Here is a 12,418-nt window from a genome sequence, read left to right on the forward strand (position 1 = left end):
CCCTGATCCCGCCATCATCAGCAGGACACGGGGGGAGGAAACCCGATGACTTGGGAGACGGCCCGCAAGGCGGGCGGACGGCTGCGTGCGGCCGTGATCATCGAACGCGGGCGCCATGACGGCTGAGCGGTTCGAAGTGTCGCCGCTCTTGGAAGCGACCCACATCGAGAAGAGCTATGGCGCCACGCATGTCCTGAAGGGAACGAACTTTCGGCTGCGTCGTGGAGAGATCCACGCCCTGCTCGGTGGCAACGGTGCCGGCAAATCGACGTTGATCCGCATCGTCACCGGGCTTGCGGCCGCCGATGCCGGGAGGATTCAGCTCCACTCGGTGCGGGAGGACGGAAAGCCACCCGTGATCGCGGTGGTCCACCAGGAGCTCGCGCTGCTGCCCGAACTCACCGTCGCCGAGAACATCGGGATCGCTCACGCGACGTCCGCCTTCTCGCTTGCGCGACGTGGGCATACACGGTCGATCGCGGCCCAGGCGCTGCGCCTCATCGATCCGGCCTTGGCCGAACGGATCCTCGACATTCCCGCCCGCACGCTCTCGCTCCACGAGGGACAGGTCGTCGAGATCGCCCGCGCCCTTTCGATCGGCGCCGAGATCCTACTCCTCGACGAGCCGACGGCCAACCTGACGGCGGGCGAGACGGAGAAACTTTTCTCGCTCCTGAGAAGGCTGGCGCGAGAGAAGGCGATCGGAATCGTTTTCGTTTCGCACCGGATGAAGGAGATCCGGGCGCTCTGCGACACCTGCTCGATCCTGCGCGACGGGCGGACGGTGGTGGACGCCGCGCCGATGACGGAACTCGCCGACGCGGACATCGTGGCCCACATGGGCCAGCCCGCCCATCGGGCGGCGGTCAGCCGCAAGCGAGTGACGGGAAGCGGCGATCAGAAGGGGGCCCTGAGGCTCGATGGGCCGGCGGCCACGCGGCTCGACATACAGCCCGGCACCATTCTCGGTCTCGCAGGTGCGCCTTCGGGTCCCAGCGCACTCATCGCGATGCTCGTCGGTGCAAGGACATCGTCGCCGTGGCGTCTCAGCGGCGACGGCATCGCAGCCCCGTTCCGTTCACCCCGCGAGGCGATCCGCGCCGGCGTCGGCTTCGTGCCGGGAGACCGGGCGGGCAAGGGCGTCCTTTCGAAGCTGCCGATCCTCGACAACGTGGTGGCAGCACGGCGCGTACGGGACGGTCGTGGGTTCGTCAGGCGGGGCGAACGCGACGAATGCTCATCGCTCGTCGCCGCCCTCCAGCTCAAGGCCGGCTCGATCTGGGACCTGCCGGGCTCGCTGTCCGGCGGCAACCAGCAGAAGCTCCTGGTCGCCCGCTGGCTCGATTTGCCCCTGCGCATGGTGGTCCTGGAAGAGCCGACGCGCGGCGTGGATATAGGCACCAAACGGGACATCTACGCCCTGATCCGCCGGATGGCGGAGGCGGGCGCCATCATTGTCTGGTGGTCAACGGAAAACGTCGAGCTCCTCGAGCTCTGCGACGCGATTTTCGCGTTCGATACAGACGGGACACCGAAGGGCTTTCTCGCAGGCGAGCGCTTCGACGAGGACGGGCTCGCCGAGCTAACCGGAATGGCCGCATGAGCGAGGCATCCATGACACTACCCCCCTCCCCTGCAACGCCTGTCGTCCAGAGCCGCGCCCCGGGGCTGCTTCAGTCCTACCGTACCGAGATCGCCATCGCGGTCGCCATCGTCATGCTGCTCCTGGCCGTCGGCTCGTTCGTGCCCTCGGCCCTGAGCATGGGCAACATGCGCAACATCGCGCAGGCCGCCGCACCCTTGGTCATCATGGCGCTCGGTGTCTTCCTGGTGGTCGTGACGGGGGGCATCGACCTGTCGGTCGGCTCGGTCTTCTCCTTGACCGGCATGGTCACGGCGCTGGCAATGTCGAGCGGATACGGCAACGTCAGCGCGAGCCTTGCGGGCCTTTGCGTCGGCCTCGCTTTCGGGGCGATCAACGGCTTCCTTGTCACCGTCGTGCGCCTCGCGCCCTTCGTCGTGACCCTCATTACCTTCGCGGTGGCGGGAAGCCTTGCCTTCATCGTCACCAACGGTCGCTCGATGCCCATCGCCGACCCCGACTTCTGGCTGTTCAATTCGGGCGAGTTGGTTCCGGGCTTGCCGAACCATCTCCTGTTCTGCCTCGTCTTCATGGTCGCGATTCAGTTCCTGCTGCAGAAAATCGTCGTGGGGCGCTGGCTGTACGCGGTCGGCACCTCGGCGAATGCGGCGCGGCTTATCGGCATCCCGGTGAAGCGCGTGACCTTCGCGGCCTACGTGGCCTCGGGCCTCCTCGCCTCCTTCTCCGGCATCATGACCGCTAGCTACATCCTGAACGCGGAGGCGACGGCGGGGTCCAGCCTGATGCTGCAGGCGATCGCGGCCGTGGTGATCGGCGGGGCAAGCCTTGCGGGCGGCACGGGAAGCGCGGTCGGCGCGGTGCTCGGGGCGCTCATGATCACCTGCATCCAGAACGGCGTGAACCTCATCGGTGTGAACAGCTTCTGGCAGGGCTCCGTCACAGGGGTCGCCATCCTGCTCGCCGTGCTTATCGACCGCTTCAGCAACAGCGGCCGCATCTGACGTCATCAACGGGAGGAACCAACATGACGATCCTGAAGACCCTTTGTGCCGCCGCGCTTGCCGCAACGGCCCTGGCCGCGCCCGCGCTTGCGCAGGAGAAGAGGACGGTCGCCTACATCGCGCCCTCGCTCGACATCTCCTACTGGCAGTGGGTCGGCTACGGCGTGAAGCAGAAGGCCGAGGAACTCGGCATGGACTATGTCGAGTACACGTCCGAGAACTCGCCCGCCAAGCAGATGGACAACGCCCGCGTCGCCGTCACCAAGGGCGTCGACGCCATCGTGATCGGACCAGTCAGCTCCACCTCCACCCCGCCGCTCCTCAACTACCTCGCGAACGAGAAGATCCCCGTCGCCTTCGCTGGCATCGGGCCGCAGCCTGGCCTCACCAACTTCACCTCCGCCGTCACCGCCAACAACTACGAGACGGGCAAGGCGCAGGGAAAGTTCACCTGCGACCTCGCCAAGGAGCGCGGCGGCAAGGAAGTCGGCGTCCTGTCTCTGCCGCAGGACCGCGAGAACGCTCAGAAGTATCTGAAGGGCGCCGAGGAAGCCTTCGCAGCCGAGGGATGCACGCTCGCCCAGATGCTGGAAACGCGAGGCCTCACCGTCAACGAGGCGGTCACGCAGGCCAACGACATGCTGACAGCCCATCCCGACATCAAGGCGATCTACGGCATGTACGACGAGGCGGGCACGGGTTCCGCCAAGGTCCTTGCGACGCGTGGGTTGACGGGCAAGGTCGGCGTCTCCGTCGCCGACGGCTCCCCGACGACCATCGGGCTCCTGAAGCAGGGCGCGATCCAGGGCATCTTCTTCCAGGAGGCGGTCGGCCAGGGCATCGACGGCACGCAGCAGGTGTACAATGCCCTGACCGGAGGCGAGGTCACGCAGAACCTCGCCCTCGTGATGCCGCTCGTGACCGCCGACAAGGTGGAGACGCCGGAAGCCCAGAAGGTGATCGCGCGCGTCTTCCCGCCCAGCAACTGACACAAGAAGGGAAGCCAGCATGGCTTCCCTTCCCCTCCTGTGGCTGAAACTGCACGGCCCGATCACGTTTCCAAGGGAGTTCCAGGCGTTGAGCCAGTCCACATTCTTCGCGACCGGCGTCGGCGCCCCCGAGGGCCCCGTCGCCCTGCCCGACGGCTCGCTCTACGTCACCGAGATGTCCGCGGGTACGCTTCAGGTCACTCATCTCGGGCCGGGGAACAGTCGGCGCGTCGTCCTGCGCACCTGGGGACGGCCGAACGGCTTGGCGATCGACGGCGACGGCATGATCTGGATCGCGGAGGCGGGCCTGCGCGCCCTCATCCGCATCGCGCCGGACGGGCAAGAGCTCCTGCGGATCGAGGGAGACGGGTCGGAGCGCTTCCGCTTTCCCAACGACCTCGCCTTCGGCCCCGACGGGCATCTCTACATGACCGACTCCGGCTTGGCGCTCGACGACTTCCTCGACGGCCAGGACTTCGCCGAGGGGTTCATGGACCTCGACTGGGACGGTCGCGTCTACGAGATCGACCCGAAGGCCGGAAAGGTGGTGCGCGTCATCGACCGGGGCATCCGTTTCACCAACGGCATCGCCTTCGACGCCGAGGGGCGGCTCTACGCCAACGCCTCGTTCCCGGGCGACGTCTACCGCTATGAGGTCCTCGGCGCCGTCGAACCGAAGCGCGAATATTTCGGCAACGTCCTGCAGCCTGACGAGCAGACGGGATTCAAGGGTCCGGACGGGATGAAGTTCGGCTCCGACGGACGCCTCTACTGCACCGTCTACGGCCAGCGGAACGTGACCGTGCTGGCCCGGGACGGTTCCGTCGACGAGCGGCTGATGCTGCAGGGAGAAGCCCCCACCAACTGCGCATTCGCCCGCGACGGACAAACCCTCCTCGTCACCGAAGTCAGCGCCGGACGGGTCGAGGCACTTTCGGTTCCCTGCCGCGGCCTGCCCCTCCATTACCCGACGATCGATTGAGTACGGCGCGTCGGCATGAGCGATGACCCTCGACAAGGCGGACGCGCGAATGTGCGGGCGAATGGAGGGACGACGGCTCCAGTCCGCACGCTGGAAGATTGATCTGCCGCGCGGTGTCAGGCCGAGGGCTGAGACCGTGTCGGCGTTCTTTTCGACGTCGAAACCGTGGTCGACGGGTCGGTCCCATGGTACGTGACGACCGCGGTGATATGAGAGGAAGGCTTCGGCGGACTCCGGTTGTGGATTGACAATGGCGTCCTCCGTACCGACCGCCAGGAGAAGCGGACCCTCATAAAGGTTGATCTCGCCCGTTGGGACGACGCCGTAGAGGCTTCGGAAAGCGTCTCCCTTCAACCTGACCTTCGTTCCATTCGCCATCGTCGCTGCGACCGGCGCCTATGTCGCCACCAGTCTCCTGCGCATGCCCCCGAGCCCGAAAATGGTGTCGAAGGCTGCGGGAGCGTTGATTCCCCGGTTCCATAGGACGACGGGTTTCAGGCCGTTGCCCGCCCGGCCCGCGACGGCCGACGAGACGATGCCGCCAAGGCTCTTGCCGGGGACAGCGATCCTTCGACCGTCGACGTCGGCGTTCTCCTTCAGGCAAGCCAGCGCGCCGAGCGCGTCGTCGATGTCGCTCTCGACGGTCATGTCTTCGAACTGGCCTCCGCTGGTTCCGCTTCCGCGGAAATCGATGCGGAGGGCCGCGATGCCCCGTTCCGCCAGGATGTCGGCGGCTTGCGATGAAGCCGCTTCCGCAGATCGCAGCCATCTCGCGGCAAGATGGCTGACCTTCCGGGATGCCGGTCGCCGCGCGAGGCGGCATCGACCCAGACGCATGCGAGGACGTCCATTCTCCCGGCTCTGCGAGAACGGGGTCAGTCGACGATCCGGCATCACGAATGGGTCGGCACCTTCGACGACGACGTCAAGCCAACATCATGTTGACTTTCGTGACGCTGTACGCTTATACTGTGGCCATGCGAACGACTTCGACCAGAACGGGGGAAGCTTGGTACGCCTTGGGCGTCGCGTCCGCGTGGATCGATTTCGCCCTTCCTCCGATACGCTGAACGCAGGCCCCCAACGAGGCTGAAGGACGAGAGGCGACGCCCCGTCCGTGCGGAGCGATCTCATGTTCCAAGATAAATTTGCCGGCGTTTCCGTTCCGACGTTCAAGCGCGGGTCTGACGGCCCGCGCGGTGACGGAACGGGCTATCGCCCCATCCGCTGCCGCGGCGAGGTCACGATGGCATCGGGTCTTGCGGCCGACGTCGCACGCCTTCTCGACGTCGATCCCGAGGTGGACTACTGGCGATGCCGGGTGGCCGTGGACGGATGCACGCACCCGGCCGATTTCTCTTCTCACGGCGATCGCGGCGTCGAGTACCTGTTCCTCCAACCTGCGGGGCAGCCCCATCCGGCGTCGGAGAACCTGCCGCCGGCCGCCCGCATCGTGACGCCGATCGACGTAGATCAAGTGCGGCTCGAGAACGCGAAGCTGATCCTCCCCTTCGCCCGCTGGCGCGTGACCATCGACGACAGGATCAGATTGCTGGCTGCGCTCGACGAGGATGGCTCCGTCACCCTTGCCGACTGTCTGGCGATCATGCGGCATGCGTCGCGCCCCGTTGCGGCCGTCGCTGCGTTGGCGCTGGCCCGGGTCGTCGACCTCGACCTCGACACCCCGCTCGGTTCCCGGACGAGGGTGATACGCCGCGCCGACTGACTCCGCCCTCCCCCGTCAGTCCTGCGTCGCCCGTTGCGCGACCGTTCGAAGGCAGCCCCATGCCCGTTTTTCTCACCCCGACCACACGGGTGGAGGCGCTCGACCACGAGATCGAGACCGCCGCCGCCCTCCTGCGCGACCTTCGTTACCTGCGCGATCACCACGCGCCGTCCGCCGACATGCTTGCAGGCGCTCCCGTCCTAGCAGGGTGGTCCAACGCGGTGCGCTTGGTTCCCTGCCTCCGGGGAAAGCCCGTCGGACACCCGACCGTTCGCGACGGAAGGGATGCCGTCACGTCGCCCCTGCGCGTGGTTTCCCTTGGCGCCGGGTACGTCCGTACCGAGAGCCGCTTTTGGTTGCTCGGCTCTCCCGCGACGGGGGTCGGACATGCGTGATCGCTTGGATTTCGAAGACATGCCGAAGTCGCTCGCCGGACGGCTCACGCCCTCCGCAAGGGTTGCGGACGCGCTCGTGCGGCAAACGCTCCGCGACGGCGGTTTGGACCGCTTTCTTGAGGGTGGTCCGTGTCTCGTGGTGATCCGCGGCGTTCGGCCGGACGACGCCGCCGTCCTGTGCGAAGCGGTCCACGACCTCGTGGGCGGCATCGGGAAGAGCATCGTCCAGCTCAACGCGTCCGCCAGCAACTGGACCGACCCATCCGGACAGCGCTCCCAATACATCGAACGCCTGCTCGTCGAGGCGAGCATGTCGACCCATCCCAAAGTCGTCCTCTGCCACAGGCGGACGGAAGTGCCGACTGTCGTTGGCGCGGTGGCCGACGCCGTCGTTCCACTCGTCTGCAGCCGGGAAGCGATCACCGCGATCGTGAGGGAGCACACGGGCTTCCGACCGGATGAGCGGCTCGTATCCCGCCTTGCCCGGCTGCCACTGCCCTTCCTGAACCTCGCGATCCGGCCCGGAATGACCGCCGACCGCATGTGGCTCATCGCAGGGCGATTGGCCAAGCACCGTCTCGATACGCAACGAGAGCCCCGCCCTGCCAAGCTGAGGGAGAAGAAAGCCGAAGTGCCTGCCCGGTCCGCAGCCGAAGGCTCGCGCGCTGTGCCGGAGCGTCTCGAGGACCTTCCCGGCATGGGCGAAGCACATTCCTGGGGCTTGAACCTCGCCCGCGACCTCGAAGAGTATCGATCAGGCAGGCTGCAGTGGTCGGACATCGAGAGCGGCATGCTGCTTCACGGACCGCCCGGAACGGGGAAAACCTTGTTCGCAAGGGCGCTCGCAGGATCCTGCGGAGTCCCGCTGCACGCGCATTCCATCGCCGCGTGGCAGGCCCGCGGCCATCTGGGTGATTTGCTGAAAGCCATGCGGGCCGCGTTCGACGAAGCCCGCAAGACAAGCCCTTGCATCCTCTATCTCGACGAGCTGGATTCGGTGGGATCGAGGGACGAGCCCCTGGGCGACAATGCGTCGTACCAACGCCAGGTGGTCAATGGCCTTCTTGAATGCCTCGACGGCGCGGCCCAACGTGCCGGGGTCGTGGTGGTCGGTGCGACCAACAAGCCCGAGGTCGTCGATCCGGCCGTGCTACGGCCAGGCCGCCTCGGGAAGCACATTGAGGTCCGACATCCCGATCTTCCGGGAAGGATCGGGATCTTGAGGCATCACCTCAGGGGAGAGCTCCCCGAAATCGATCTGGCGCCGATCGCGGATGAACTTGGGGAAGCGTCCGGCGCCGTTTTGGCACAGCTCGTGCGCGACGCCCGTGGGGCCGCGCGCAGGCATAGGCGTCCGCTGGCTGAAGCCGACCTTTGGACAGCCCTGCCGCCCGGGGTGCTGCTGTCGGACGCGGCCTACAGACGGACGTGCGTCCATGAGGCCGGTCACGTCGTGGTCGGGCGGGAACTGGCGGAGGTCTCGGGTCTGGTGCCGACGAGAGTCAGGGTCAGGCGCCGTGTCCGTGACGGTGGCGCGAACCTGACGAACTTCGACGTCGCCGAGGGTACGGACCAATCGCGGGAGTGCCTGGAAGCCCAGCTCATCGTCATGTTGGCGGGACTGGCTGCGGAGGAAGTCCTTCTCGGTTCGCGGAGCAGCCTCTCCGGAGGGACGAGCGACGCCGATCTCGTGCGCGCGACGAGGTTGGCAGCGAGCATCGAGTTCAGCCTCGGTTTGGGCAGCGGTCTGCACTCCCTTCCGAACGCTGCGGTGGCAAGGGCGGGGGTGACCCGTGACGGACCGCTCGCACTCGATCGGATCGAACGGTTGCTGGCGAACTGCCTCCGCGAAGCGAGGATCATCGTCGAGCGCCGGCACGACGATGTGGAGGCGCTGTCTTCGCGGCTGGCCAAGACCCAAGACGTCGCACTCGCCTGAACCCGAACGCTCGCTGGGTTTCCCGGCGGTACTCGACGCGAAGGTGCGCGACCGTCCGTTCGCAAGCGGGACTGCGTCGCCATCGGAAAGGAGACGCCTGCGCGCAGCCGTGCTTGGCCACAAGGCTGCTGCGCTTGCCGTCGGGAATGTCCGGCGACGTCGATCTGGAACGGGCAACGCCGTCACGGCAGGACGAGCAGGGCGCGAAAGTCGTTGACGTTCGTGAGCGTCGGCCCCGTCACGACGAGGTCGCCGAGGCGCGAGAACAGGCTGTAGCTGTCGTGGCCACGCAGAAGGGCCTCAGGATCGAGCCCCGCGGCACGCGCTCGCGTGATCGTGTCCGGGGTCACGACGGCGCCGGCAGCATCCTCGGTCCCGTCGATTCCGTCGGTATCGGCCGAAATGCCGAAGACTTCCGGCTCGCCGCGAAGGGCGATCGCGAGCGAAAGTAGGAATTCCGTGTTGCGCCCTCCCCGCCCCGCCCGCGCGGAGTGGACGGAGACGGTCGTCTCGCCGCCCGACAGGACGACGGCCGGGGCGGGCAACGGATACCCATGGCGCCGGATGGAGCGAGCGATGCCCGACATCAGGATCCCGACCTCCCGTGCCTCCCCTTCGAGAGCGTCCCCGAGAAGAAGGGGCGCGACCCCGTGCCTGCGAGCGGCCTCGGCCGCCGCTTGCAGCGCCATCTGCGGCGTCGCGATCATGCGGTAATCGGTCTCGAAGGATGGTCGTGGCTGGATCGGCGCGACCAGCAGGCGACGGGCGGCTTCGGGAAGGTCGGGACCCAATCGCTCCGCAACCGTCGCCAGATCGACCGGGGCGTCGGGATCGTGCACGGTCGGCCCCGAAGCGATCGACCGCGGATCGTCGCCCGGCACGTCCGAGATGGCGAGTGTCACCAAGCGTGCCGGCCGAACCGCTTCGGCGAGTCGTCCGCCCTTTATGCCCGATAGGCGCCGTCGCACCGCGTTCATCTCGTTGATGCCGAGCCCGGAGGCGAGCAGCAGTCGATTGACATGTTGCTTGTGCTCCAACGAAAGCCCGTCCGCAGGCAGGACCATGAGAGAGGAGCCGCCGCCCGAAATGAGCGCCAGCACGAGGTCTTGGGGACCAAGCCCATCCACTGCCGCTATGATCCGCCGCGCGGCGTGTTCGCTCGCGGCGTCAGGCACGGGATGGGCAGCTTCCAGGACCTCGATCCGGTCCGTCGCGACGGCGTGACCGTATCGGGTCACGACGACGCCGGACAGGTCGACGTCCGGCCATGCCGCCTCAACGGCCCGGGCCATGACGGCCGCGGACTTTCCGGCGCCGACGACGACGCAGCGGCCAGGCGGTTTTTCGGGCAAGGCGGGCGCTACGACCCGCATCGGGTCAGCCGCGCCCACCGCTGCCGCGAACATGTCGGACAGGACACGACGGGCCCAAGCTTCGTTCGACCCGTCGCCAGCCACAGCGCACCCCACGTCCGGGTTCTCGCTCAGAGAACGATGTTCGAGCCGCGTATGGCTTCGCAGACGGCATCCGTCACCTGCTGGGTGTTGGCCGTACCCCCGACGTCGGGCGTGGTCACGCCGCTTCCGGTCACGGTCTCGACCGCATGCATCAGGCGCTCCGCGGCCTTCGGCTGACCGAGGTGCTCCAGCATCTGCGCCGCCGTCCAGAAGGTCGCGACCGGATTGGCGATGCCCTTGCCCGTGATGTCGAAGGCCGAGCCGTGGATCGGCTCGAACATGGAAGGAAAGCGACGCTCGGGATCGATGTTGGCCGTCGGCGCGACGCCGAGGCTGCCCGCCAGCGCCCCGGCGAGATCCGACAGGATGTCGGCGTGGAGGTTGGTCGCGACGATCGTGTCGAGGCTCTGCGGCTTCAAGGTCATGCGGACCGTCATCGCATCGACCAGCATCTTGTCCCAGGTCACGTCCGGAAACTCGGCCGAGACCTCAGCCGCGATCTCGTCCCACATCACCATGCCGAAGCGCTGGGCGTTGGACTTGGTGACGACAGTCAGAAACTTGCGCGGGCGCGACTGCGCGAGGCGGAAGGCATAGCGCATGATCCGGGTGACACCGACGCGCGTGAAGATCGCGACCTCCGTGCCGACCTCCTCAGGAAGGCCCCGATGGGCCCGGCCGCCGTGGCCGGAATACTCCCCTTCCGAGTTCTCGCGCACGATCACCCAGTCGAGGTCGCCGGGCTTGACGCCCGCCAGCGGCGAGACGATGCCGGGCAGGATCTTTGTCGGGCGCACGTTGGCATACTGGTCGAAGCCCTGGCAGATCGGCAGGCGAAGGCCCCAGAGCGTGATGTGGTCCGGCACGTCCGGCGCGCCGACGGCGCCGAAGAAGATCGCGTCGAAGCCCTTCAGCTGCTGCGTGCCGTCCGCCGGCATCATCGCGCCGGTCCGCTTGTAGTAGTCCGAGCCCCAGTCGAAATGCGTCACGTCGAGCTTGAACGTGCCCTCGCGCCGCTCAAGCGCCTCCAGCGCCTGGAGGCCGGCGGCGATCACTTCGGGGCCGATGCCGTCGGCGGGAATTGCGGCGATCTTGTAGGTCTGCATGACCGAGGTCCTCATCGGGCAAGATGGAAGGCCGGACGGGTCCGCCCGTCCGGCATCGAAGATGTCGACTTACTTTTCCCCGGCGTCGGCGAGGAGCTTGCTCCAGCGCTCGATCTCGGACTGGAAGCGTTCGTCCAGCGCAGCCGGGGTGGCTTGGGCGGCAGCCACGGGAACGGTACCGAGACCCGCGAACCGCTCGATGACGACCGGATCGGTCAATGCCTTCTGCAGCGATGCGGAAAGACGCTGGCGGATCGGTTCCGGCGTGCCGGTCGGCGCCCAGATCGCGTGCCAGGCCGTGATCTCGAAACCATCAAGACCGCTGGACGCGAGCGTCGGCACGTCGGGAAGGATCGCGATGGGCTCCTTCGTCGTGACGCCGTAGGGCTTGATCTCGCCGGCCTTGATCTGGTTCGCGGTGTTGGTGGTTTGGTCGCACATGAGGTCGATCTGGCCGCCGACGAGGTCGGTCATCGCCGGCCCGGTGCCCTTGTAGGGGACGACTGTCAGCTCGACGCCGGACGCCTCGGTCAACAACCGTCCGCAAAGGTCGGAGACCGCGCCGACGCCCGCCGTTCCGAACGTCGCGCCGGCTCCGTCGCCCTTCAGCCAAGTCATGAGCGCGCCGATGTCCGCAGGCTCGAGGTCCTTGCGCCCGACGAGGGTCATCGGCACGTCGGTGACGAGACCGACGGAGGAGAAGGCCTCGCCGGGCTTGTAGGCAAGTTCGGGGTAAAGGGCGCCGAAGGTCGAGGTGGCGACGTGGTAGAGGAGAAGCGTATAACCGTCGGGCGTCGCCTGCGCGACCTGACCGGCGCCGAGCGAGCCGCCCGCACCCCCGACGTTCTCGATCAGCACCTGCTGCCCGAGGTCCCGCGTCATCGCCTCGGCGACCAGGCGCGCGACCGTGTCGCTCGGGCCACCGGCCGCCGCTGGAACGAGGATCGTCACCGGCTTTGAAGGATAGGCATCCTGTGCGAATGCCGGCGCGGCGAATGCGACGGCCGCGGACGCGAGCGCCGCGTTCAGAATCTTCCTCATGTCTTCCTCCCTGTTGTGCAGGCGAGCCGGAACTCCCGAACTCCGTCACCCGCCTGTCGTGAATTTTCGAGCGAACCGTTTTCCGCCACCCGCCCGGCAGTTCGCCTTCGGCCGGCATGTCGCGTCGGCACGTGGACGTTCTCCTGCGCGTTGCGGGCACTTCCAAAGAAGCCCGACGA

11 protein-coding genes are annotated in these 12,418 nt (G+C 67.2%); 7 read left to right on the top strand and 4 right to left on the bottom strand.

From position 1 onward, the window contains the following. Window positions 1-115 precede the first annotated feature (115 nt). Genes ACLNGM_RS21905 through ACLNGM_RS21920 form a run of 4 tightly spaced genes read left to right on the top strand, consistent with a single transcriptional unit; the run spans window position 116 to window position 4,575 of the window. Window positions 116-1,603, top strand: a complete 1,488-nt coding sequence (locus ACLNGM_RS21905) for an ATP-binding cassette domain-containing protein (RefSeq protein ID WP_416356574.1) — start codon at window positions 116-118, stop codon at window positions 1,601-1,603. Between the two features lie 11 nt (window positions 1,604-1,614). Further along, a complete protein-coding gene (locus tag ACLNGM_RS21910) occupies window positions 1,615-2,604 on the top strand; it encodes an ABC transporter permease (RefSeq protein ID WP_416358519.1) in 990 nt (329 codons plus the stop codon). A 23-nt stretch (window positions 2,605-2,627) separates the two neighbouring features. After that, window positions 2,628-3,593: a substrate-binding domain-containing protein gene (locus tag ACLNGM_RS21915; RefSeq protein WP_416356575.1), complete on the top strand. Its 966-nt coding sequence runs from the start codon at window positions 2,628-2,630 to the stop codon at window positions 3,591-3,593. 19 nt (window positions 3,594-3,612) lie between these two features. After that, window positions 3,613-4,575 (top strand): SMP-30/gluconolactonase/LRE family protein, encoded by a 963-nt coding sequence (locus ACLNGM_RS21920; protein ID WP_416356576.1) that lies wholly within the window; start codon window positions 3,613-3,615, stop codon window positions 4,573-4,575. Between the two features lie 396 nt (window positions 4,576-4,971). Here the strand turns inward: ACLNGM_RS21920 and ACLNGM_RS21925 are convergent, their stop codons facing one another. After that, the gene (locus tag ACLNGM_RS21925; RefSeq protein ID WP_416356577.1) at window positions 4,972-5,469 is read right to left on the bottom strand and encodes an alpha/beta hydrolase family protein; all 498 of its coding nucleotides are present in this window, start codon (window positions 5,467-5,469) and stop codon (window positions 4,972-4,974) included. Between the two features lie 238 nt (window positions 5,470-5,707). On the opposite strand from ACLNGM_RS21925, the gene ACLNGM_RS21930 reads away from it, so the two are divergent. The 3 genes from ACLNGM_RS21930 to ACLNGM_RS21940 are packed head-to-tail and all read left to right on the top strand — an operon-like array spanning window position 5,708 to window position 8,635. Beyond that, window positions 5,708-6,301, top strand: a complete 594-nt coding sequence (locus tag ACLNGM_RS21930; protein ID WP_090964271.1) for a hypothetical protein — start codon at window positions 5,708-5,710, stop codon at window positions 6,299-6,301. Between the two features lie 59 nt (window positions 6,302-6,360). Further along, window positions 6,361-6,696, top strand: a complete 336-nt coding sequence (locus ACLNGM_RS21935) for a hypothetical protein (RefSeq protein ID WP_416356578.1) — start codon at window positions 6,361-6,363, stop codon at window positions 6,694-6,696. Beyond that, a complete protein-coding gene (locus ACLNGM_RS21940) occupies window positions 6,689-8,635 on the top strand; it encodes an AAA family ATPase (RefSeq protein ID WP_416356579.1) in 1,947 nt (648 codons plus the stop codon). Before ACLNGM_RS21935 ends, ACLNGM_RS21940 begins: the two co-directional genes overlap by 8 nt. A 182-nt stretch (window positions 8,636-8,817) precedes the next feature. Here ACLNGM_RS21940 and ACLNGM_RS21945 read toward each other — a convergent pair whose 3' ends face one another. The 3 genes from ACLNGM_RS21945 to ACLNGM_RS21955 all read right to left on the bottom strand — a co-directional run bounded on the left by ACLNGM_RS21945 (window position 8,818) and on the right by ACLNGM_RS21955 (window position 12,239). Beyond that, window positions 8,818-10,041: a glycerate kinase type-2 family protein gene (locus ACLNGM_RS21945; RefSeq protein ID WP_416358520.1), complete on the bottom strand. Its 1,224-nt coding sequence runs from the start codon at window positions 10,039-10,041 to the stop codon at window positions 8,818-8,820. A 77-nt stretch (window positions 10,042-10,118) separates the two neighbouring features. Continuing rightward, window positions 10,119-11,198, bottom strand: a complete 1,080-nt coding sequence (locus ACLNGM_RS21950; protein WP_416356580.1) for a tartrate dehydrogenase — start codon at window positions 11,196-11,198, stop codon at window positions 10,119-10,121. 69 nt (window positions 11,199-11,267) lie between these two features. Next, on the bottom strand, window positions 11,268-12,239 hold the full coding sequence (locus tag ACLNGM_RS21955; protein ID WP_090964280.1) for a tripartite tricarboxylate transporter substrate-binding protein: 972 nt from the start codon (window positions 12,237-12,239) through the stop codon (window positions 11,268-11,270). Window positions 12,240-12,418 lie beyond the last annotated feature (179 nt).

Source organism: Aureimonas phyllosphaerae, from assembly GCF_047943035.1.
Lineage (GTDB): Bacteria > Pseudomonadota > Alphaproteobacteria > Rhizobiales > Rhizobiaceae > Aureimonas > Aureimonas phyllosphaerae.